This window comes from Azotobacter bryophylli, from assembly GCF_042643485.1.
Taxonomy (GTDB): Bacteria; Pseudomonadota; Gammaproteobacteria; order Pseudomonadales; family Pseudomonadaceae; genus Azotobacter; species Azotobacter bryophylli.
Map to the genome: position 1 here is coordinate 1 of NZ_JBHRSJ010000019.1, position 23,215 is coordinate 23,215.

Below are 23,215 nucleotides of genomic sequence, written 5' to 3' on the forward strand. Positions count from 1 at the left end.
GACAAGCTGGACAGCTACCGCAACGCCTCGACCGGGGTGAGCAGCATCGACACGATCACCGACTTCACCCCCGGCACCGACCGCATCGACGTCTCGGCCCTGGGCTACACCGGCCTGGGCGCGGGCAACGACGGCCATACCCTGACCGCTTCGCTGAGTGCCGACGGCAGCAAGACCTACATCAAGGATCTGGTGGCCGACGAGTCGGGCAACCGCTTCCAGGTCGCGCTGGAGGGCAACCACCTGACCCAGCTGACGCCGTCCGACTTCATCTTCGCCCAGTCCGCCCACGAGCCGGCGGTGCCGGTGGCGGCGGAGGAGGAATCGAGCGCGCCGAGCACCCCGTCGGTGCCGATGACCCAGGGCAGCCTGTTCAACGACCACCTGGTCGGCACGGCGGACAACGACACCCTGACCGGAGCCGGCGGCCGCGACACCATGACCGGCAACGGCGGCAGCGACGTGTTCCGCTTCAACGACAAGCTGGACAGCTACCGCAACGCCTCGACCGGGGTGAGCAGCATCGACACGATCACCGACTTCACCCCCGGCACCGACCGCATCGACGTCTCGGCCCTGGGCTACACCGGCCTGGGCGCGGGCAACGACGGCCATACCCTGACCGCCTCGCTGAGCGCCGACGGCAGCAAGACCTACATCAAGGACTTGGTGGCCGACGAGTCGGGCAACCGCTTCCAGGTCGCGTTGGAAGGCAACCACCTGACCCAGCTGACGCCGTCCGACTTCATCTTCGCCCAGTCCGCCCACGAGCCGGCCGCCGCGGCGCCGGCGGAAGGCGGCGGCGAGGTGGCCACGGTGCCGGTGGAGATGCTGGGCGACATCGGCCAGTTGCAGCACGAGGCCGTTTCCTGAGTCGGGGCGCCAGGGCAGGGAAGGCCATGGCAACCAGTCACTAGCCCTTGCGCTCTGATCGCGCCGCGGAGCGACCGCGCGATCGGAGCCGTCATGCAGTTCATGCCGTCTCGCTCCCGAGGCCTGTCTTCCTCCTGCAGAGGCCTTTCGCACAGCCGGTCGGCATCTCGTCTGTACCGTTCACCCTGGAGCCGAGGCGAAAACGGCGAGCTGGTGGCGCGCCAGCGGTCGTCGGTGGCCCGCAAGCGCAGTCGCGGCCTTTGCGCCTCATCGAGCATTTTCCTGCGGCCCCGATGCGGGGCGCACACTCAAACGGATGCGGAACATGGTCTTCAACGTCTCAGATTACGGAGCAAAGGGCGATGGCGTCACCGACGACCGGGAGGCCATCCAGGCGGCGATCGACGCCGCGTACGAAGCCGGCGGCGGCACCGTCTACCTGCCGACGGGCGAATATCGGGTCAGCGGCGTCGAGGAGGCTTCCGACGGCTGCCTGATGCTCAAGGACAACGTCTACCTGCAGGGCGCCGGGATGGGCGAGACCGTCATCAAGCTGGTGGACGGCTGGGACCAGAAGGTCACCGGCGTCGTCCGCTCGGCCTACGGCGAGGAAACCTCCAACTTCGGCATGAGCGACCTGACCCTGGACGGCAACCGCGACAACATCCCCGAGGGGGTCAAGGTCGACGGCTGGTTCAACGGCGTGGCGCCCGGGAAGGACGGCGCCGACAGCAACGTCACCCTGGAGCGGGTGGAAATCCGAGAGATGTCCGGCTACGGCTTCGACCCCCACGAGCAGACCGTCAACCTGACCATCCGCGACAGCGTCGCCCACGACAACGGCCTGGATGGCTTCGTCGCCGACTACCAGATCGACGGCCTCTTCGAGAACAACGTCGCCTACAACAACGACCGCCACGGCTTCAACGTGGTCACCAGCACCCACGACTTCGTCCTGCGCGACAACGTGGCCTACGACAACGGCGGCAACGGCGTAGTGGTGCAGCGCGGTTCGGAGAACCTGCCCTCGCCCGACGGCATCCTCATCGACGGCGGTTCCTACCACGACAACGGCCTGGAAGGCGTGCTGGTGAAGATGAGCGACCACGTCACCCTGCAGAACGCCGAGGTGTACGACAACGGCCGCACCGGGGTGCGCGTCTTCGGCGGCGAAGGGACGCAGATCCTCGACAACCAGATTCACGACAACGCCCAGGACGGCTCCTTTCCCGAGATCGCCCTGGAGGCCTTCGACGACAGCCGGGGCGTGTCCGGCCAGGTCTACCAGACCAGCGACACCCTGATCGAGGGCAACACCATCGCCGGTTCGGCCAACTCGACCTTCGGCATCGAGGAGCGGGGCTCCTACACCGACGCCACCACGGTGAGCGGCAACAGCATCAGCGGGGTGGCGAACGATCCGGTGAAGCTGGTCGGCGAGAACTCCACCAGCGACTCGACCGGTACGGGCGGAACGGACGAGCCGCAGGTGGTCATGGGAACCGACGGCAACGACCATCTGGTCGGCGGCAGCGCCGACGACACCCTGCATGGCGGCGCCGGCCGCGACACCCTGAGCGGCGGTGGCGGCGACGACATCTTCCGCTTCGACGACCGGCAGGACAGCTTCCGCAGCTACGAACGGGGAGGGGAGAACAGCACCGACCTGATCCTCGACTTCGCCAAGGGCGACCGTATCGACGTTTCCGCGCTCGGCTACACCGGTCTCGGCGATGGCCACGACGGCACCCTGGCCCTGGTGCTGAACGCCGACGGCAGCCGCACCTATATCAAGGATCGCGACGCCGACGATGCCGGCCACCGCTTCGAGATCGCCCTGCAGGGCGACCATGTCGGCCAGCTTTCGGCCGACGACTTCATCTTCGCCGGGCCCTCGCCGGCGGACTCCGGCGTGGCAGCGGCCGCGGCAACGGACCCGGGCGGCGACGCGACCGCCGTGCCGGCGCAGATGCTCGGCGTATCCGACCAGCCGCCCGATACCCTCGCCTGAGGGCCGGGCCCGCCTCCGGCGACCGCTCCGGTCGTCGGGGCGGTTTTCCCTGCCCGGACCGGCGAGCTAAGAGTTAATCCATCGGGGCATGAAGGGATATTCCAGGGAAATGCCCCGTGGACGAGGCAAGGGGGATAGCCGATGGTACCGAATCAGAAGGATCCCAATTACATCTCGGCCCTGCTGGCCGACTGGGGTCCCATTCACGAGAGCAAGGACGGCGACGGGCGCTGGCTGATCAGCTACAACTTCATGAGCGCCGCCGAGAGCGGTCCCGAGCAGGCGCAATCCGGCTTCCAGGCGCTGTCCGAGGACCAGCGCGCTGCCGTGCGTCAGGCCCTGGATACCATCGGCGCCTACATCAACGTGCATTTCGTCGAGGTCGCCGAGAACGGCGATCTCAGCTACGGCAGGACCGAGATGCCGGACGGCGTGGGGGCCTACAGCTACCCGACGCTCGGCGACATCTACTTCGACCGCGAGCAGAGCGACTGGTCGCCCGGCAGCTGGCAGTACCAGACCATCCTCCACGAGACCGGCCACATCCTCGGCCTGGAGCACCCGGGCGACTACAACGGCGCCGACGGCAAGCTGGTGGACAACCATTTCAGCGACCCCGAGGCGGTCGGCAACACGGCCTATACCCTGATGTCCTACCAGGACTACGGTACCCACTACGCCGTGACGCCCATGCTCTACGACGTGGCGGCATTGCAGCAGCTCTATGGCGCGGCGCCGGCCGGCGCGGGCGACGACAGCTACCGGCTGGCGATCGGCGACTCCGGCCCGGCGGGGCGTTTCACCCTGTACGACAGCGGCGGCACCGACACCCTGGTCGCCGATTCGCGACGGCCGCAGCTGATCGATCTCGGCGAGGGGCATTTTTCCCGCAATCTGGACGACGGCGAGTATGCCTTCAGCATCGCCTACGGCACGGCGATCGAGAACGCCACCGGCAGCCCCTTCGACGACCAGCTGATCGGCAACGGGCTGGGCAACCTGCTCGACGGCGGCGGCGGCAGCGACATCCTGAGCGGCGGCGGCGGTGCCGACATCTTCCGCTTCAGCCAGTACCAAGACAGCTTCCGCAACGCGGGCAGCAATCAGAACCATGTCGATACCATCCAGGACTTCACCTCGGACGATCGCATCGACGTTTCCGCCCTCGGCTTCACCGGACTGGGCTCGGGCTACGACCACACCCTGAGCGTGGTGCCGAGCGGCGACGGCAGCCAGACCTATCTGCGGGATCTCGCCGGCGACGCCTCGGGCAACCGTTTCGAGGTGGCGCTGCAGGGCGACCACCAGCAGCTCGCCGCGGACGACTTCATCTTCGCCCCGGCGCCCAGCGCCGTGGCCGCCGAGGCCCCCGGCGTGGAGCTCGGCCTGCTGGGCGTGGCCGATCAGCCTGCCGACATGCTCGCCTGAAGGGCAAGCGCCGGGCGCCGCGAGGCCCCGGCCGTCACCGTCGCCCGCCCCCTGCCGACCGCTCCGGCAGGTGGTGCTCCCGTGCTGAAAAAATCCCTGCTCATCCCCCGTATGGCTGGCGAACTAATGCACGGCCCGCCAGTCCCACGCTGTGAATTTCCGCCGTCTCGTTTGGGTGCCCTTCCTGTGGGAAGGGCAGGGAGTGCCTGTGGGAGTTCGGCGGAGCCCCTGCAGCGCCCCCAAGGGCTGCGCTTTCTGCAAATGGACGTGAGAAATGGACTTTAACGCTAAGGATTACGGAGCAAAGGGCGATGGCGTCACCGATGATCGGGAAGCCATCCAGGCGGCGATCGATGCGGCCAGTGCCGCGGGCGGCGGCACCGTCTACCTGCCGCCGGGCGAATATCGGGTCAGCGGCGGGGCGGAGGCTTCCGACGGCTGCCTGATGCTCAAGGACAACGTCTACCTGCAAGGCGCCGGGATGGGCGAGACCGTCATCAAGCTGGTGGACGGCTGGGACCAGAAGGTCACCGGCATCGTCCGCTCGGCCTACGGCGAGGAAACCTCCAACTTCGGCATGAGCGACCTGACCCTGGACGGCAACCGCGACAACATTCCGGCCGGGGTCAAGGTCGACGGCTGGTTCAACGGCTACATCCCCGGGCAGGACGGCGCCGACCGCGACGTCACTCTTGAGCGGGTGGAAATCCGCGAGATGTCCGGCTACGGCTTCGATCCGCACGAGCAGACCATCAACCTGACCATCCGCGACAGCGTCGCCCACGACAACGGCCTGGACGGCTTCGTGGCCGACTACCAGATCGACGGTCTCTTCGAGAACAACGTCGCCTACAACAACGACCGCCACGGCTTCAACGTGGTCACCAGCACCTACGACTTCGTGCTGCGCAACAACGTGGCCTACAACAACGCCGGCAACGGCATCGTGGTGCAACGCGGCTCCTCCGACATCCCCCATCCCAACAACGTCCTCATCGACGGCGGCTCCTACTACGACAACGGGCTGGAGGGGGTGCTGATCAAGCTGAGCGACAACGTCACGGTGCAGAACGCCGAGATCTACGGCAACGGCACCTCCGGCGTGCGCGTCTACGGCGGCGAGGGCACGCAGATCCTCAACAACCAGATCCACGACAACGCGCAGAGTGGCGGCTACCCGGAAGTCGCCCTGCAGTCCTACGACGATACCCTCGGGGTTTCCGGCAACTTCTACGCGACCGTGGACACCTGGATCGAGGGCAACGTCATCAGCGGCTCGGCCAACTCCACCTACGGCATCCAAGAGCGCAACGACGGCACCGATTACAGCAGCCTCTACGGCAACCAGATCAGCGGCGTGGTGGGAACGCCGGTGGTGCTCAACGGCAGCCATTCGGTGCTCTCGGATGCCCCGGCCAGCGGCGACCCGTCGCTCATCGTGGGGGGAACGGGTAGCGACGTGCTGGTCGGCGGGGACATCGCCAACACGATCGACGGGGGCGCCGGTGCGGACACCCTGACCGGCGGCGGCGGGGCCGATACCTTCCGCTTCAGCGACAAGCTGGACAGCGCCCGCAACTACGTCACCGGCGCGAACGGCTCGGACACCATCACCGACTTCACCCCGGGAGTGGATCGCATCGACGTCTCGGCGCTGGGCTACACCGGCCTGGGCTCCGGAAACAACGGTACCCTGGAAATCGTGCTGAACGCCGAGGGGACCAAGACCTACCTCAAGGACCGCGATGCCGACGCTTCGGGCAACCGCTTCGAGATCGCCTTTCAGGGCAATCTGCTGGGGCATCTTTCCGCCTCCGACATCATCTTCGCCCAGCCGCCCGCGGGGCCGCAGACCCTGATCGGAACCGACGGCAGCGACAAGCTGATCGGCGGCGACGCCAACGATACGCTGGATGGCGCCGGCGGTCGCGACACCCTCACCGGCGGCGGCGGCGCGGACCTCTTCCGCTTCAGCGACAAGCTGGACAGCTCGCGCAACTACGTCACCGGCGCGAACGGTGCGGACACCGTCACCGACTTCACCCCGGGGGTGGATCGCATCGATCTCTCGGCGCTGGGCTACACCGGCCTGGGCTCCGGGAACAATGGCACCCTGGAGATCGTGCTGAACGCCGAGGGGACCAAGACCTACCTCAAGGACCGCGATGCCGACGCCTCGGGCAACCGTTTCGAGATCGCCTTCGAGGGCAATCTGCTGGGACAGCTTTCCGCCTCCGACATCATCTTCACCCAGTACGGGCCGGAGCAGCCGATCAGTCTTCCGGAAGCCTCCCTCTCGTTCCCCGGTGTCAGTGCGCTCCAGCAGAACTTCCTGGTGGCCATGTACATAGGCGCCTTCAACCGCGCTCCGGAATACGAGGGGTTGAAGTACTGGGCCGGCCAACTGGCCGGCCAGCTCGGGCAGGGGCAGGACCCGGTGGCGGCCTATCTGGGCGTAGGCCGGGCCATGTACGACATCGGCAAAGCCAACGGAGAGAGCGGCAGCGATCTGCCCATCGCGGACTTCGTGACCTACGCCTACCAGAACTCCCTGGGGCGCGCGCCCGACGCGGGGGGCTATACCTTCTGGCTCGACGCGCTGCAGAGCGGCAGCATCTCCAAGGGCGATTTTCTCTCGACCTTCCTCGGTGCCGCGCTGCAAAGCGCCGGCGACAGCGATTATCTGGCGGCGCGTATCGCCGTGGCCGAGTTCGCTGCCCAGGAGAACGTCTCGGGAACGAAGGCCCCGGGCATCGATCTGCACGGGATCATTCAGAGCGTCACCGACAGCACCAGTGCGCTTGCGGCGATCGAGAGCATCCAGAGCCAGTACGGCGAGCTGACCCGGGGCACGGATGCCATCGATCACGTGGAGATCGCCGGCAAGCACGCCGATTACGTCCTGAGCGGGGACGACGAGCTGGCCTATCTGCAATCGACGGCCGACGGCGGGAAGACCGCCTACACCGATACCGAACGCCTGGTTTTCCAGGACGAGGCAGTCGCCCTCGATATCGACGGTCACGCCGGTCAGGCCTATCGGTTGTACGAGGCGGCGTTCGACCGGGCCCCGGATCAGACCGGGCTCGGCTTCTGGATCGACAGGCTCGACCAGGGTGCTTCGCTGCAGTCCGTCGCGGACGGGTTCGTCAAGAGTGCCGAGTTCCAGCAGCTCTATGGCGCGGATCCGAGCACGGACTCGTTCGTCACGGCGCTGTACCAGAACGTCCTGGATCGGGCTCCCGATCAGGAAGGGCTTGCGTTCTGGACCCAGCAGATCGATTCCGGCGCGATGAGCGAGGCGCAGGTACTGGTCGGCTTCGCGGAGTCCGAGGAGATGAAACTGGATCTGATCGGCGTCGTGAAGGACGGCATCGAATACCAGCAATGGGTGAGCTGATGCGTTGACCGAAGTGAGCCGCTGCCATTCGGCAGCGGCTTCATTTTCCCGCCAGATGCCGGCGCTCGTCCGGCTCATTTTTCCCAGGATGAAGGCGCTCCGCTTCACCGGTTATGGCCGATGCGGCCGGCAGAGCAAGCACGACCATCATCGACCCGTCCGTCCCAGGCGCCCGCGCAGCGGTCCATCGGCCCGCCCTCGAGGTGCCTGTCTCACCCGGAGCCGTCATTCTTCCTTGAAGGCGGTGATCATGCGCTCCGAGAGGGGCTTCAACAGATAGTTCATCAGCGTCCGTTCGCCGGTCCTGACGATCACTTCGACCTGCATGCCGGGTTTGATCGCCAGGCCGACATCGGTCAGCTTGGCCACGGATTCCGGGTCGACGTCGACGCCGACCGAGAAGTAGGGCTGGTGGGACTGTTCGTCGATCAACTGGTCGGCGGAGACGGTCGCCACCGAGCCGAGCATGACCGGGGTGTGCACCCGCTGCAGCGAGGACAGGCGCAGGTCGACCGGCAGGCCGACCGCCAGGCGGTCGACCACCAGCGGCGGGAACTGCGCCTTGACCTGCCAGGCGGCATCCTGCGGGACTATGTCCAGCAGGCGCTCGCCGGCCGGGGCCACGGCGCCGATGGTGTGCACTGCCAGGGCCATCACCTGGCCGGAAACCGGGGCGCGGATCGAGGCGTTCTCCAGTTCGAAGCGCAGGGCGCGCAACTGGTCGGCGTGCCCCGAGGCCTCGGCGGAGACCTCGCCCAGCTGGGTCTCCACCTCGCTGCGGAAGGCCTGCTCCTGCTGCAGGATCTTCAGCCGGCTCTCGTTGATCTGCTGGCTGATGCGACCGATGTCCGCCAGGGTGGTGGCCAGCCCGGCGGAGAGCTGCGAGTACTGGCGTTCGGCCTCGTACTGGCGGTCGCGGGTCACGTAGCCTTCCGCGGCCAGGGTGCGCAGGCCTTCGAGCTCCTCCAGCTGCAGGCTCAGCTGGCGCTCCTGGCTGTTCCTGATGGTGCGGTAGCCGGCCAGTTGTTCCTCCTGTCCGGCCAGCTCGTGGCGGGTGATCTGCTGACGGCTGGCCAGCTCGCTGCGGCGGGTGCGGAAGAGGTTTTCCTGCAGTGCCATGGCCACCTTGGCGCGCGGGTCTCCGGCGTATTCGAGCAGGTCCGCCGGCCAGTCGATCTGCTCCACGCCCAGACGCTCGGCAGTCAGGCGGGCCTCGGTGCTGCGCGCGTTGATGAAGCGACCTAGGGTCACGTCCAGCTGCGACTGGGCCTGCACGGTGTTCAGCTGGATCAGCAGCTGGCCTTCCTGGACGTAGTCGCCGTCGCGCACCAGGATCGAGTCGATCACCCCGGCCTGGGGCGACTGGACGATCTTGCGTTCGCCCGCGACCACCACCGAGCCCCGGCCTACCAGGCCCTGTTCGAGCGGGGCGAGGCTGGCCCAGAGCAGGAAGCCGCCGAGGGCAATGATCAGCGCCAGTAGCCCCAGGCGGGCGATGGCGCCGGGGTCGCCGTCGGCGTGGCGCGAGGGGCTGGTCGGATAGGCGATCGGCAGTGTTTTGTCCATGGTTCAGCTCCCCGAGCCGGTGGCACGATGGTCGGCCATGGCCACCGGGCGCAGGGCCTTGAGCACTTCGCCGGTGGGGCCGAAGACCTGCTGCAGGCCGTCGCGCAGCACCAGCAGGTAATCCACCACCGGCAGCACGCTCTGCCGGTGGCTGATCAGGATGACGGTCGAGCCGGCGGCCTTGAGGCGCTGCACTGCCTGCAGCAGGGCGGCTTCGCCGGCGTCGTCGAGGTGTGCGTTGGGCTCGTCGAGCACTACCAGCCTGGGCTGGCCGTACAGCGCCCGGGCCAGGCCGACGCGTTGCTTCTGGCCGCCGGAGAGGTTGACCCCGCCGGGACCGACTGGGCTGTCGTAGCCCTGCGGGAAGCGCAGGACCATCTCGTGGATGCCGGCCATCTGCGCCGCTTCCACCACCTTCAGCGGATCGGCTTCGCCGAAGCGGGCGATGTTCTCGGCGATGGTGCCGTCGAACAGCTCGATGTTCTGCGGCAGATAGCCCAGGTGCGGGCCGAGCGCCTCGCTGCTCCACTGGTCCAGCTCGGCGCCGTCCAGGCGCACCGAGCCGCGCATCGCCGGCCAGATGCCGACCAGCGCCCGCGCCAGGGAGGATTTGCCCGAGGCGCTGGGGCCGATGATGGCCAGCGCCTCTCCGGGTTCCAGGTTGAAGTGGATGCCGTTGAGCACGGTTTTCGGCGCCCCCGGCGGCAGCACGGCGAGCTGTTCGACGCTGAGCCGGCCCTTGGGCTCCGGCAGGTCCATCCGCGGCGGTTCCGGCGGGAAGTCCTTGAGCAGGGTGGTCAGGCGCTCGTAGCTGCTGCGCGCGTTGCCCAGCTGTTTCCAGGAGCCGATCGCCAGCTCCACGGGCGCCAGGGAGCGGCCGAGCAGGATCGAGGTGGCGATCATCAGGCCGGCGGAGATCTGGTTATCCAGCACCAGCAGGGCGCCGAGCCCCAGGGACAGCGACTGCAGGGCGACGCGGACGAAACGGGTCATGGCGTTGATCCGCCCGCCGCTGTCACTGGCCGCGGCCTGGGCGGCGATCATCCGCTGCTGCAGGGCGCTCCAGCGCTGGCGCAGGGCCGGCAGCATGCCGAGGGCGCGGATCACCTCGGCGTTCTGCAGGGTGCCGTTCAGGTAGCGGGCCGAGGCCAGACTCATCTGGTTGGCCTCGGCCATCCCGGCGCGGGTGGCGATCTCGTTCCACACGCCCAGGCCGAACAGTGTCGCAGCGCCGCCCAGGGCGAGCAGGCCGAACCAGGGATGGAAGAGGAAGCTGATGCCGATGAACAGCGGCAGCCAGGGCGCATCGAGCAGGGCGAGCAGTCCCTGGCCGGTGACGAACTGGCGCAGGGTGGCGAGGTCGTTGAGCACTTGCGCCGGGTTGGCGTCGCGCTGCTTCAGGCCGCGGCTGAACGCGGCGTCGAACAGGCGGTGGCCGAGGCGGGCGTCGAGGCCGTTGCTCATGCGGATCATCACCTGGCCGCGCACCCATTCCAGCACGCCGCCGAGCATGTAGAAGCCCAGGGCGATCAGGGTGAGCATCAGCAGGGTCATCTGGTTGCGGCTGGTCAGCACGCGGTCGTAGACCTGCATCATGTACAGCGGCGGCACCAGCATCAGCAGGTTGCTGACCGCGCTGAACAGGGCGATGTAGCCGAAGAAGCGCCGGTAGGCGAGGATGGCGGAGTCGATTTCGCGCTTAGGATCGAGAACTGGCTTCATAGAATTCCCTGTCTGGCCAGATGCTGCTGGGGACTGCCGAAACCACGCTCCCATGTGATCAGCGGAGGCCTGCCGGATAGACGAGAGCGCTCCGCTGGTGAAGAAGTTTGAGCGATAACCGGGCGGTTGGTTCCCTGGTCCGACTGACGGCGGACGAGCGTCACATGTTCCACGTGGAACTAATAGCGCTATGCCAAAGGATGAGTCCTGCCGTCGAATGCTGCAGATTGATTACAATGCGGTTTCAACGATATTTCAGCTACCTAAGGCATCCCCATGGACATCGATCTCGCCCGAACCTTTCTCGAGATCGTCCGCAGCGGCAGCTTCATCGCTACTGCCGAACGTCTGCACCTCACCCAGACCGCCGTCACGGCGCGTATCCAGAACCTGGAAGGGCAGCTGAACTGCCGGCTGTTCGTGCGCAACCGGGCCGGCGCCCGCCTGACCAGCGACGGCGAGCACTTCGTCGCCTACGCCAGCCAGCTGGTGCAGACCTGGGAGGCGGCGCGGCGCGACCTGCCGCTGCCGGAGGGCTTCGGCGACCTGCTCACCCTCGGCGCCGAGGTCAGCCTCTCCAGCCCGCTGCTGCTGGCCTGGGTGCAGCACCTGCGCCAGGAAATCCCCTCCCATGCGGTGCGCAGCGAGGTGGGGCCCGGCAGCCTGCTGCAGAAGCAGCTCGACCTGGGCGTGCTCGACGCCGCGCTGGTCTACCAGCCGGAGTACTGGCCGGGCATGCAGGTGGAGCTGCTCCTGGAGGAGAAGCTGATCCAGGTCGAGGCGAAGGCCAATCCCGACCCCTACATCTACGTGGACTGGGGCCCGACCTTCCGCCAGCAGCACGACGCGGCGCTGCCGGAGCATTCCCGGGCGGCGCTGTACTTCAGCCTCGGTCCGCTGGCGCTGCAGTACCTGCTGCAGAACGGCGGCCGCGGCTATTTCCGCAGGCGGGTGGTGCAGCGTCATCTGGACGAGGGGCTGCTGCGCCGGGTAGACAAGGCGCCGGAGTTCACCTACCCGGTCTATCTGGTCTATTCCCGGACCAAGGAATCGCCGGCCCTGCAGCAGGCCATCGACATCCTGCGCCAGGTGGCGCAGACGCAGACCGACTGGTCGCAGCCCTGGCGCTACGAGAGCTAGGAACCGGCCGACGCCTACTCCCTACTCGTCGAACAGGTCCGGACCGAACACCTCGTAGTGGATTCGCGGCTCGTGAACGCCCAGGTTCATCAAGGCGTCGTGCTGCATGCGCATGAAGGGAATCGGCCCGCAGATGTAGTAGTCGGCGTCGGGCAGCAGGATGGAGTCGGCGATCAGCTTCACATCCACGAGGCCCGGATAGTCGTAGTCCCGGCCCTGCGCATCCTGCTCCAGCGGCTCGTTGTAGAACACCACCAGCTTGAAGTTGGGATGCTCCTCTGCGGCACGGCGCAGGCGACTCTTCATGGCCTGCACCGCACTGTTGCGCGCGCCGTGGACGAACACCACCTGGCGCTCCTCGGGAGACTGCAGCACGCGCTTGAGCATGCTGACCATGGGCGTCAGGCCGACGCCGCCGCTGATCAGCACCACCGGCGTGGTGGCGTCGACGTCGATGTAGAAGTTGCCGTGGGGCGGGGCCAACCTGAGGCTGTCGCCGACCTGGATATGGTCGTGCAACAGGTTGGACACGTAGCCGGGCGGCTGGGTCTCGCTGCCCGTCTCGCGCTTGACCGAGATGCGGTAGCTGCGTCCGTTGGGCGCGTCCGACAGGCTGTACTGGCGGATCTGCTGCAGGCCGAGCGCCGGCACCTGCACGGCGACGCTGATGTACTGGCCGGGCTCGAAGTTCGCCACCGGGCCGCCGTCGACCGGCTCCAGGACGAAGGAGGTGATGAGGCTGCTTTCCGGGTTCTTCTCCCGTACCACGAATTCGCGCCAGCCGCGCCAGCCGCCGGGCATCGTGGCGCTGCTCTCGTAGAGATCGCTCTCCATGCCCATCAGCAGGTCGGCGAGGTTGCCATAGGCCTGCGCCCAGGCGGAAATCACCTCGTCGCTGGCGGCCTCGCCGAGCACGTCCTTGATCGCCCCCAACAGATGTTCGCCGACGATGGGGTAGTGCTCGGGACGTACGCCGAGGCTGGCATGCTTGTTGGCGATGTTCTCCAGCACGGCGCTCAGGCTTTGCGGGTCCTCGATGTTGACGGCGTAGGCATAGACCGCGCGGGCCAGTGCCTCCTGCTGTTGGCCCTGCTGCTGGTGAGCCATGTTGAAGACGTTCTTCAGTTCCGGGTGGAACTGGAACAGGCGCTCGTAGAAGCGCCGGATGATCGTGGTGCCGTGCTCGGCGAGCACCGGCACCGTGGCCTTGATGGTGTCTTTGGTTTTCTGGCTCAGCATGGCGCGTACCCGATCTGCGAACGGCGCCGGTCCCTGGGCTCGGAATATTCCCCGTCGAAGAAAGCTAGTTCGCCTTGGAAGGCTGTCAATCCGCGCCAGGCCGTGACGCATCCGCCTTCGCCAGCCCGCTGTTGACCTCGTGGGTTTCCAGCATCGCCTCCAGCTCCCGGCGCACCAGCGGGTCGTCGATCCGCGGCAGCAGCTCGCCGAGCTTGCGGATCACCCAGCGCTGGCCGCGGTCGACGAGGGCCAGGCGCTCGTCCAGGTCGGCGATGGCCATGCACTTCTCGTAGAAGGCGCCGAACGCCCGCGTCGGCTCCGCGCCCAGGTGCAGCAGGCAGCGGCGCAGGCGGCGACAGCTGTCGGCCTCGCCCCGGTGGATCTCTTCGAGCAGGCGGCGCTGGCGCTCCTCGCCGGCCTGTTTGAGGCTGAAGGCGGCGACCCGGGCGCCGGCCCGCTCGGCGCTCAGCAGCTCGTTCAGCGCGTCGGCCAGCTCCGGGTATTCCGGAGCCCGGGCGGTGGGCGCCGGCTGCGCCGGGGCCGCGGCTCCCTGCAGGCGGGACAGGGTGCGGCGGGCCTGCTCCATGAGCTGTCCGACCCGTTCGGCGGCGCCGCACAGCTCGCCGATCTGGCCGCAGGACTGGCCGGCGTAGATCGGCATGTCGGCCAGTTGGCCCTGGGCGTCGGCGAGGGGCGAATCGCTGGAGAACAGGTAGATGGGGCCGCCGTCCTGCTCGCCGATCACCGGCGTATGGCGGGTGGCGTAGAGGTTGTCGTACTCGCCGCGGGTCACCGCGTTGGGCAGCACCCGTACCGGCGCCGTCATCGGCCAGTTGCGGAAGAAGCGTTCGCTGATCACGGTGTCGTCGGCTCCGGACTCGATCAGGCGCTGCTTGTGGTAGTCGTGGGCGTTGGCTTCGTGGGTGGCGAGGAACGCCGAACCGCAGCAGACGCCCTGGGCGCCCAGGGCCAGCGCCGCGATCAGGGCCTCGCCGCTGGCGATGCCGCCGCAGGCCACCACCGGCACCGGGCCGAGGGCGACGATCTCCGGCAGCAGGGCGAAGCTGGCGGTCTGGCCCCAGACATGCCCGCCGGCCTCGAAGCCCTGGGCGATCAGCACGTCCACGCCGGCTTCCAGCGCCGCCTCGGCCTGCTCGCGGCTGCCGATCTGCTGCAGGACCAGCAGGCCCTCGGCCTTGAGGCGGCGGATCAGCGCCGCGTCGATGTCCCAGAACAGCGTCATGGCCGGCACCCCGAGTTCCAGGCAGGTGCGCACCTGGTCTTCCAGCAGCTGCGGATCGGTGGCCGCGGGGATCAGGTTCACCGCGAACGGGCGGGCGCTCAGGCGGCGATAGGCCTCGACCTCGGTGCGGATGCGCTCGACCGGCTCGCGGACCATGCCCAGACAGCCGAAGCCGCCGGCGTTGCTCACCGCGGCCGCCAGGCGATGGCGGGCGACGCCGCCCATGCCGGCACAGAGGATCGGCAGGTCGCAGCCGAGGAGATCGATCAGCGGGGTGTGGAAGGCGGACTCGGTCATCGGTGGTTCTCCTGTGGATGCCCGAGCGGCCATGGCCCGAGCCTGGCACGCCCATAGGCGGACCGGGAAATGGTAGGCGAGGAGCGATCGAGGGGACTAATCAATCTGGATGCTCGTTAAGTGCAGAATTATTGAATTTAAGTCCACTCATTATCTCGTGCGGTCAGCTCTTGTCGACCTTAGGGGCGCCTCGCCGTTCCGGCGACATCCAGCCGATCGATGGCGGGCATATAGCTAGTACCCATTCGTCGGTCTTCCCCATGCCTGGCTTGACGCTCGGTGTCGATTGGCAGAAAAGAAGAGCTGCCCGCAGGGGATCGAGCCAAGCGCCTCGCGCATGGAAAGGCTTAAAAATCAGGGAAGATCATGAAAATACTCATCATCGGAAACATGGGTTACGTCGGCCCGGCCGTCGTTCGCGAACTGGCCGCGCGCCATCCTTCAGCCGTTCTCCACGGCTTCGACAACGCCTATTTCGCCCATTGCCTGACCGGCAGCCAATCCCTTCCGGAGCGCCTGCTCGATCGGCAGTTCTTCGGCGACGTCCGTTGCCTTTCGCCGCAGATGCTCGAGGGATACGACGCGGTGGTCGAGCTGGCCGCCGTCTCCAACGACCCGATGGGCAGCCGCTTCGCCGCCGTCACCGCGCAGATCAACCAGAACGCCACCGTGGCCATCGCCGAGGCGGCGGCGCGGGCCGGCGTGCGCAACTTCGTCTTCGCCTCCAGCTGCAGCGTCTACGGCATCGCCCAGGGTGCGCCGCGGCGCGAGACCGATCCGGTGGCGCCGCTGACCGACTACGCCAAGTCGAAGATCGGCACCGAGGACGCCCTGGCCGACATCGGCGGCGACATGGTCATCACCAGCCTGCGCTTCGCCACCGCCTGCGGCATGTCCGACCGCCTGCGCCTGGACCTGGTGCTCAACGACTTCGTCGCCTGCGCCCTCAGCCAGCGCAAGATCACCGTGCTCAGCGACGGCTCGCCGTGGCGCCCGCTGATCGACGTGGCCGACATGGCCCGGGCGATCGACTGGGCGATCCAGCGCCCGGCCGACAACGGCGGGCGCATCCTGCGCGTCAACGCCGGCTCCAACGAGCGCAACCACCAGGTGCGCGACCTGGCCGCCGCGGTGGCCGAGGCGGTGCCGGGCACCCTCGTCAGCATCAACACCGAGGCGCCGGTGGACAGCCGCTCCTATCAGGTGGATTTCGGCCTGTTCGCCCGGCTGGCGCCGCACCATCAGCCGCAGATGAGCCTCGCCCAGTCGATCCGCGGGCTGCTCGACGGCCTCCAGCGCATGGGCTTCGCCGACCCGCAGTTCCGGACCTCGCCGCTCATGCGCCTGCATGTCCTGCAGGACCACATTGCCGCAGGGCGCCTGAGCGAAGACCTCCGCTGGACCCGCTGAGGCGACCGGAACCAGCCCCGGGGCCGGTCTCGGTCCCGGCGTCCATTCCTGGAAACGACACGAGGTGGATCATGAAGGTGGCAATCTTTGCGGGCGGCTTCGGGACCCGGCTGAGCGAGGAAACGGCGATCCGTCCCAAGCCGATGGTGGAAGTCGGCGGCCGGCCGATCCTCTGGCACATCATGAGGATCTATGCCCATCACGGCTTCAAGGAATTCGTCATCCTGGGCGGCTACAAGGTCGACTTCATCCGCGACTACTTCCTCAACTACCGCGGCAGCCGCACCGACTACACCATCGACCTGAAGACCGGCGCCGTCGACTGGCTGCAGAGCGTCGGTGAGGACTGGAAGGTCACCGTCCTCGACACCGGCCCCGACAGCATGACCGGCGGACGCCTGAAGCGGGCCAAGCACCTGCTGTCCGACGGGCCGTTCTGCCTGACCTACGGCGACGGCGTGAGCGACGTGGACATCGGCGCGCTGGTCGCCGCGCACCAGGCCTCCAAGAACTGGTGCACCCTCACCGCGGTGACCCAGCCCGGCCGCTACGGCGCATTGCGCCTGGACGAGGACTCGGCGCGTGTGCACGGTTTCCGCGAGAAGGGCGCCACCGACGGCGGCCTGATCAACGGCGGCTTCTTCGTCTGCGAGCCGGAGGTCTTCGAGCTGATCGACGGCGACCAGACCACCTGGGAGAACGAGCCCATGGACCGGATGGTCGAGCTGGGCAAGCTGGGCTATTTCCACCACCAGGGCTACTGGCAGAGCATGGATTCTCTGCGGGACCGCATGGTACTGGAGGCGACCTGGGCCGAAGGCCGAGCCCCCTGGAAGGTCTGGAAGGACTGAGCGTCGATCTCTTTCCCAGTCGGAGAAACCCCATGATCATCGTCGACACCGCCCTCGCCAGGCGTCAGGCCGAGGGCAACCCCATTCGCGTGGGCATGATAGGCGCGGGATTCCAGGGCAGCGGCATCGGCCTGCAGATCATGACCGCCACCCCGGGGATGCGCCTGTGCGCCGTCGCCAACCGCAACCTGGGCGCCGCCATCGGCGTCTTCGACCAGACGGGCGTCGCACCGGAGCGCTGCGACAGCCAGGCCGAACTGGAAGCCGCCATCGCCGCCGGCCGGCCGGCGGTCACCGAGGACGCCATCGCCCTGGCCCGCGCCGAGGGGCTGGACGCGATCATCGAGGTGACCGGCTCGGTGGAATACGCCGCCCATGCCGTACTGGCGGCGCTGGAAAGCGGCAAGCACGTGGTGCAGATGAACGCCGAGCTGGACGGCACCGTCGGCCCGATCCTCAAGGCCAGGGCCGACGCCGCCGGGGTCGTCTACAGCTTCGCCGACGGCGACCAGCCGGGCGTGCAGATGAACCTCTACCGCTTCGTCGCCGGCATCGGCGTGAAGCCGGTGCTCTGCGGCAACATCAAGGGCCTGCACGATCCCTACCGCAACCCGACCACCCAGGAGAGCTTCGCCAGGCGCTGGGGGCAGAAGTCTGCCATGGTCGCCTCCTTCGCCGACGGCACCAAGATCTCCTTCGAGCAGGCCATCGTCGCCAACGGCACCGGCATGCGCGTGGCCCGCCGCGGCATGCTCGGTCCGGATTTCTCCGGCGGCGATCCCGGCGCGCCGCTGGTGCCCATCGAGCAGACGGTGTCGGCCTTCGAGCCGCACCTGGACCCGGCGGGGCCGGGGCTGGTGGATTACGTGGTCGGCGCTCGGCCGGGGCCGGGCGTGTTCGTCCTCGGCACCCTCGACAACCCGCGGCAGAAGCATTACCTGGAGCTTTACAAGCTGGGCAAGGGGCCCTATTACTGCTTCTACACCCCGTACCACCTGTGCCATTTCGAGGTGCCCACCTCGGTCGCCCGGGCCGTGCTGTTCGGGGACCCGGTGCTGACCCCGCGCGGCGGCCCGCAGGTGGGGGTGATCGCCATGGCCAAGAAGGCCCTCGCGGTCGGCGAGACGATCGGCGATTTCGGCGGCTACGAGGTCTATGGCGTCGCCGAGAACATGGACGTGGTACGCCGGGAGCGGCTGCTGCCGATCGGCCTGGCCCTCGGTTGCAGGCTGAGCCGGCCGGTGGCGAAGGATGCGGCATTGACCTTCGACGACGTCAGCATTCCGGACGGTCGCCTGATCGACCGGCTGTACGCCGAGCAGGAGCGCATGTTTGCGCAAGACCGCGCATGAGGCGCGGGCATTTCATTCACAGGGAGTGAGCGATGATTTTCCATAAAACCAAGTTGAAAGACGCCTGGTTGGTCGAACCCGAACTGCGCGGCGACCAGCGTGGCTTCTTCGCCCGCACCATGTGCTGGGAGGAGTTCGCCCATCAGGGCCTGGTCAGCGAATTCGTCCAGCAGAACACCTCCTTTTCGGCCCAGCGCGGCACCCTGCGCGGCATGCACTTCCAGCTGCTGCCCCATGCCGAGGTCAAGCTGGTGCGCTGCATCAAGGGCGCCATCGTCGACGTCATCGTCGACATCCGGGAATCCTCGCCCACCTACCTACAGCACCAGATCTTCGAACTCACCGAGGGTAATCGGCTCCAGCTCTACGTGCCGGAGGGCTTCGCCCACTCGTTCCAGACGCTGACCGACGACGTGGAGGTGAGCTACCTGGTGTCGTCGCCCTACACCCCCGAGGCCGAGCGCGGACTGCGCTACAACGACGAACGCCTGGGCATCGACTGGCCGGTTCCGGTCACCGTGGTGTCCGACAAGGATGCTTCCTGGCCGCTGATCGCCGAGCGCAAGACGCCGCTGTTCTACTGAGACGCCAACGTTCCCCGTTTCCCGACCGGACGCCGCCGGGCCCGGTCGGGACTCGCCCGCCCATGGCCCGGCATTAGTCTGCCCATCCTCTCCGTTTCTGCTCCGATCGATCCTCGACGTCCGCTGCTGAGGCCGCCGCACGCATCGCGTGTGGGATGCCGAGCGATGCCCGGGACTTCGCACAAGGCCTTTCACCCCCTTGCCGGGGAGTTTCTCGTCCCGTCGCCGATGCCGGCCCGCGCACCTTTCGCCGGCACCGGCAGGGTTCAGCTGCGTGCGGGCGGGGGCGCGGAGAGGTCGTGCGGGAAGGGCGCCGCGGCAGGGCTATCCCCATGGCCCGCCAGCGGCCCGGTCGGCTCGGGGGCGCGGACCGCGACGCCCAGGGCCTCGATGGGCGCATCGGCAGCCTCGCTGTCGGGAAAGAACCACAGGCTTTCCGCGAGTCCGTGCAGCAGCACCCGGGCCTTGCGTAGCTGGCCGCCGCGCAGGAGCTTTCCCAGCAGGGAGAAGATCCCGTAGAACAGGGAGAGAATTTCCCGGCCCTGCTGGTACTTGCGCGCGATGAACACGTTGTTGCGGATCAGGTGGCGGAGGTATTTCAGACGGGCCGCGCTGGTCTCGGTGAGGATGTCGATCGGACCGTTCTCCTGGCGCAGATGCAGCACCTTGCTCGCCCCGACCAGGAAACCGGGCTTGTCCCGGGTGACGCGCAGGGTGAACTCGGTGTCCTCGCCCCAGATGAACATCGCGGCGATGGGCAGGCCGAATTCAGTCAGGATCGCCCGGGGCACCAGAATCGAGACGAAGGTGGCGCGCCTGATCGGCGCCATGCCCAGCTCGATCGTCTCCGGCCAGCGGGGATAGCGGATGGCGTTCGGACGCACGTCCAGGCTCGGCGAATTGGTGATCTGCCCGCTCTCGGTGAAGGCGGTGGAGAGCAGGAAGGCCCGCTCGATGCCCTGGCGCTCCAGCCGCTCGTCGGCTTCCAGCAGACGCTGCAGGGCATCGGGGCGGGGGATGACGTCGTCGTCCATCATCCAGACGAAGTCGGCGCCGTCCTGATAGGCCAGGCGAAAGCCGGCGCTGAAGCCGCCCGAAGCCCCGATGTTGCGGGACAGCTGGTAGACCCTCAGGTTGGGGTAGCGGCTCCCGGCTTCCCGCAGCATCTGCTGGGTGCCGTCGGAGCTGGCGTTGTCGACGACGATCACGCTGTCGCAGCGGTGCGTCTGCGCCTGCACGGCGTCCAGGCAGCGTTCGAGCAGGTCCTTGCGGTTGTAGGTGAGGATGACGGCGACGATGTGAGGCACGGAAACCTTCCTTGGCGAACCGGTGGCAGCGATCGTTCTCGATGGGAAAGCGTCGGCGTTCGAGGCTGGCCGACAGGGCTGACCGGGTCACTCGCCGAGGCAATTCCGTCGCCGCTCGGCGGTCCGGCCGACGCTCTATCTCTATCAGGGGCGGTCCCGCCGGCACAAGCGCTCTTTGAGCGAGCCGCTGTAAGCCGGCGAAGCGGGCCCGAGTCGTCCTCCTCTCAGCCGGCCGGATGCTGCAGCCAGATCCGGTACAGCGCCGCGATCAGGTCGCTCTGGCCGATCATGCCGGTCAGGCGTCCGTTCGCATCCACCACCGGCAGGCAATGCAGGCCGCGGTCGGAGAGCAGCGGTACCAGCTCGCTGAGGTGCGTGCCTTCCGGCACCGACGTCACCGGCGTGCTCATGATCGCGCGCAACTGCTGGTTGCCGCGCCGCAGGCGGAGGCCTTCGAAGCACCAGCGGGTCTTGCCGGGCCGGAAGTGCCCGAGCAGGTCGAGCGGCGTGACGATGCCGAGCAGCTGGCGGCTCGTCCCCTCGACCACCGGCAGATTGCGCAGGCGATGCCCGCGCAGGGTCTCCCAGGCCTGCTCGATGGGCGTGTCCGGCGTCGCCCAGCGCAGGTCGCGGGACATGATGTCGGCGGCGGTGATTTCGCCCAGGCTGCGGCGGAAGGCGTGCCTTTCCGTCTGCTTGAGCAGGCGTTCGAGATCCTCGCGGGTGATGTCGAGGTATTCGTCGAACTCCGCCAGCGCCGCGTCGATATCCGCCTTGGTGAAACTCAGGCGCTCGCCGGGCAGTGGGTCGCGGGTGCCATGGGGATTCTCCCGGGGCGGCCTCGCCTTGGGGTAGGGATGGCCGGTCAGGTTGTTGTAGATCAGCGCGATGCACACCAGCAGCAGGCAGTGGCAGGCGATCGGGTAGAGCAGGGCGAGCGGCTGGTCCCGGTGGGCGGGCCAGCAGAGGGCGACGATCAGGGTCAGGGCGCTGCTCGGCGGATGCAGGCAGCGCAGGGCGGACATGCAGAGCAGCGCCAGACCCGCGCCGAGCGCGGCGGTGGGTAGCGGCTCCAGGCCGCTCAGACCGAGCAGGACGCCGAGCAGGCTGCACAGCAGGCTGCCGGCGAGTACCGGCCAGGGCTGGGCGAACGGGCTGCTGCTGGCGGCGAACAGCAGCAGGGAGCTGGCGCCGAGCGGCGGCGCGACCCGCAGCGCGTTATCCGGGCCGAACAGCCACAGGCTGGTGCCGAGGGTGAGCGTGATGGCGATGCAGACGCCGAGTGCGGCGCGCAACCGTTCCCGTGGCGAAGAGGCCAGCGGAACGGGGGCGAAGGACTTCACCCATTCGGTCAAACTGGAATCGGACATGTGGAGTGTTCGCTCTGCGGCTCGGAGAGCGGAGGACAAAAGAGTCCATCCGTGGACAACAGGAGCACACGCTCATCATCTGCGTGTTATTTCGTGAATAGCTTTCGACCAAAAAGCGAGCCATTGTCGACCATGGTTATCGACGGACTCAAATGCATAATTTTGCCGATTTAATGCAAAAAAATTGAATTTAATCGTCGGTCGAACCGCCCGGCCCTCCCTGGCCGGTAAGGCGGTCAGGCCTCCAGAGAGGCCGCGGGGCCGAAGAACTCATAGTGGCACTGGGCTTCGGGGATGCCCAGTTCGCGCAGTTGCTTCTTCACCTGGGCCATGAACGGCTTCGGGCCGAGGAAGTAGGCGTCGAGGTCGCGCTGCTCCGGCAGCCAGTCGCCCAGCAGCGCGGTGCTGGTGAAGCCCTTGGCGTCCGGGCGGTCGCCTTCGCGCGGCTCGCTGTAGCAGTAGAAGCGCTTGAGCTGCGGATGCGCGGCGGCCTTGGCGTCCAGCCAGTGGCGGAAGGCGTGCACGCCGCCGTTGCGGGCGAAGTGGATGAAGCGGATCTCGCGGCCGCTTTCCAGCGCCCGTTCGAGCATGGCCAGCGCCGGGGTGATGCCGACGCCGGCGGTGATCAGGGCCAGCGGCTTGTCGCTGTCGGCGAGGACGAAGTCGCCGGCCGGCGGGAAGACCTCCAGCACGTCGCCCACCTGCACCTGGTCGTGCAGGAAGTTGGAGATTCGGCCGCCCGCTTCGCGCTTGACGCTGATGCGCAGTTCGCGGCCGTTGGGCGCGGCGGACAGCGAATAGTTGCGGCGCATCTCCTCGCCGTCGATGACGAAGCGCAGGCCCAGGTACTGGCCCGGGACGAAGTCCGGCACCGCGCCGCCGTCCACCGGCTCCAGGTAGAAGGAGGTGATTTCCTCGCTCTCGGGCATCTTGCGCACCACGCGGAATTCCCGCTCTCCGCGCCAGCCGCCGGGCTTGGCCTCGTTGGCGGCGTAGGCGGCCTCCTCGGCGCCGATCAGGATGTCGGCCAGTTGCTGGTAGGCGGCGCCCCAGGCCTCCAGCACCGCGTCGGTGGCGATCTCGGCGCCGAGCACCTCGCGGATGGCGCGCAGCAGGCAGGCGCCGACGATGGGGTAGTGCTCCGGCAGGATCTGCAGGGAGACGTGCTTGTTGACGATCTGGCCGACCAGCGGGCCGAGGGCCTCCAGCCGGTCGATGTGCCGGGCGTACATCAGCACGCTGTTGGCCAGCGCCCGCGGCTGGTCGCCGCTGGCCTGGTGGGCCTGGTTGAACAGCGGGCGCACCTGCGGGTATTCGCCGAGCATGACCCGGTAGAAGTGGGTGGTCAGGGCTTCGCCGCCGGTCTCCAGCAGCGGTACGGTGGCCTTGATGATTTCGCGTTGTTCTGCCGAAAGCATGGAA

Annotated in this window: 15 protein-coding genes and 1 pseudogene; 9 read left to right on the forward strand and 7 right to left on the reverse strand. The window is 67.7% G+C overall.

The genetic code is table 11. The features are described from left to right. From ACFOJE_RS10490 to ACFOJE_RS10505, 4 genes and pseudogenes are all read left to right on the forward strand, one after another. On the forward strand, positions 1-873 hold an 873-nt coding region (locus ACFOJE_RS10490; protein ID WP_377814287.1), incomplete at its 5' end, for a M10 family metallopeptidase C-terminal domain-containing protein. A gap of 325 nt (positions 874-1,198) precedes the next feature. After that, positions 1,199-2,884 carry a glycosyl hydrolase family 28-related protein gene (locus tag ACFOJE_RS10495; RefSeq protein ID WP_377814288.1) on the forward strand — a complete coding sequence of 562 codons (1,686 nt, stop codon included), beginning with the start codon at positions 1,199-1,201 and terminating at the stop codon, positions 2,882-2,884. A gap of 141 nt (positions 2,885-3,025) precedes the next feature. Beyond that, the gene (locus ACFOJE_RS10500) at positions 3,026-4,312 is read left to right on the forward strand and encodes a M10 family metallopeptidase (RefSeq protein ID WP_377814289.1); all 1,287 of its coding nucleotides are present in this window, start codon (positions 3,026-3,028) and stop codon (positions 4,310-4,312) included. Positions 4,313-4,586: 274 nt separating this feature from the next. Then, positions 4,587-7,643 (forward strand): annotated as a pseudogene (locus ACFOJE_RS10505) (DUF4214 domain-containing protein); the annotation flags it as partial. A 294-nt stretch (positions 7,644-7,937) separates the two neighbouring features. On the opposite strand, the gene ACFOJE_RS10510 reads toward ACFOJE_RS10505, so the two are convergent. Further along, positions 7,938-9,278, reverse strand: a complete 1,341-nt coding sequence (locus tag ACFOJE_RS10510) for an HlyD family type I secretion periplasmic adaptor subunit (RefSeq protein WP_377814290.1) — start codon at positions 9,276-9,278, stop codon at positions 7,938-7,940. 3 nt (positions 9,279-9,281) lie between these two features. Then, on the reverse strand, positions 9,282-11,000 hold the full coding sequence (locus ACFOJE_RS10515; RefSeq protein ID WP_377814291.1) for a type I secretion system permease/ATPase: 1,719 nt from the start codon (positions 10,998-11,000) through the stop codon (positions 9,282-9,284). Between the two features lie 276 nt (positions 11,001-11,276). On the opposite strand from ACFOJE_RS10515, the gene ACFOJE_RS10520 reads away from it, so the two are divergent. Beyond that, entirely contained in the window at positions 11,277-12,140 is an 864-nt protein-coding gene (locus tag ACFOJE_RS10520) for a LysR family transcriptional regulator (protein WP_377814293.1), read from the forward strand. A gap of 21 nt (positions 12,141-12,161) precedes the next feature. Here ACFOJE_RS10520 and hmpA (ACFOJE_RS10525) read toward each other — a convergent pair whose 3' ends face one another. Further along, positions 12,162-13,379 (reverse strand): NO-inducible flavohemoprotein, encoded by a 1,218-nt coding sequence (gene hmpA / locus ACFOJE_RS10525; RefSeq protein ID WP_377814294.1) that lies wholly within the window; start codon positions 13,377-13,379, stop codon positions 12,162-12,164. 85 nt (positions 13,380-13,464) lie between these two features. Beyond that, positions 13,465-14,919, reverse strand: coding sequence for a nitronate monooxygenase (locus ACFOJE_RS10530; RefSeq protein ID WP_377814295.1), 1,455 nt, complete (start codon positions 14,917-14,919; stop codon positions 13,465-13,467). 366 nt (positions 14,920-15,285) lie between these two features. Between ACFOJE_RS10530 and ACFOJE_RS10535 the strand changes: the two genes are divergently transcribed. The 4 genes from ACFOJE_RS10535 (at position 15,286) to rfbC (ending at position 19,116) form a co-directional block, all read left to right on the forward strand. After that, a complete protein-coding gene (locus ACFOJE_RS10535; RefSeq protein WP_377814296.1) occupies positions 15,286-16,329 on the forward strand; it encodes an NAD-dependent epimerase/dehydratase family protein in 1,044 nt (347 codons plus the stop codon). Positions 16,330-16,400: 71 nt separating this feature from the next. Further along, positions 16,401-17,180, forward strand: a complete 780-nt coding sequence (rfbF, locus tag ACFOJE_RS10540; protein WP_377814297.1) for a glucose-1-phosphate cytidylyltransferase — start codon at positions 16,401-16,403, stop codon at positions 17,178-17,180. A gap of 32 nt (positions 17,181-17,212) precedes the next feature. Next, the gene (locus ACFOJE_RS10545; RefSeq protein ID WP_377814298.1) at positions 17,213-18,532 is read left to right on the forward strand and encodes an NAD(P)H-dependent oxidoreductase; all 1,320 of its coding nucleotides are present in this window, start codon (positions 17,213-17,215) and stop codon (positions 18,530-18,532) included. Positions 18,533-18,564: 32 nt separating this feature from the next. Beyond that, a complete protein-coding gene (gene rfbC / locus ACFOJE_RS10550) occupies positions 18,565-19,116 on the forward strand; it encodes a dTDP-4-dehydrorhamnose 3,5-epimerase (protein ID WP_377814299.1) in 552 nt (183 codons plus the stop codon). Positions 19,117-19,382: 266 nt separating this feature from the next. On the opposite strand, the gene ACFOJE_RS10555 is transcribed toward rfbC, so the two are convergent. The 3 genes from ACFOJE_RS10555 to hmpA (ACFOJE_RS10565) all read right to left on the reverse strand — a co-directional run bounded on the left by ACFOJE_RS10555 (position 19,383) and on the right by hmpA (ACFOJE_RS10565) (position 23,211). Beyond that, positions 19,383-20,423, reverse strand: coding sequence for a glycosyltransferase family 2 protein (locus ACFOJE_RS10555; RefSeq protein WP_377814300.1), 1,041 nt, complete (start codon positions 20,421-20,423; stop codon positions 19,383-19,385). A gap of 224 nt (positions 20,424-20,647) precedes the next feature. Continuing rightward, positions 20,648-21,793 (reverse strand): HPP family protein, encoded by a 1,146-nt coding sequence (locus ACFOJE_RS10560; RefSeq protein ID WP_377814301.1) that lies wholly within the window; start codon positions 21,791-21,793, stop codon positions 20,648-20,650. Positions 21,794-22,029: 236 nt separating this feature from the next. After that, on the reverse strand, positions 22,030-23,211 hold the full coding sequence (gene hmpA / locus ACFOJE_RS10565; RefSeq protein ID WP_377814302.1) for an NO-inducible flavohemoprotein: 1,182 nt from the start codon (positions 23,209-23,211) through the stop codon (positions 22,030-22,032). Positions 23,212-23,215: the final 4 nt, after the last annotated feature.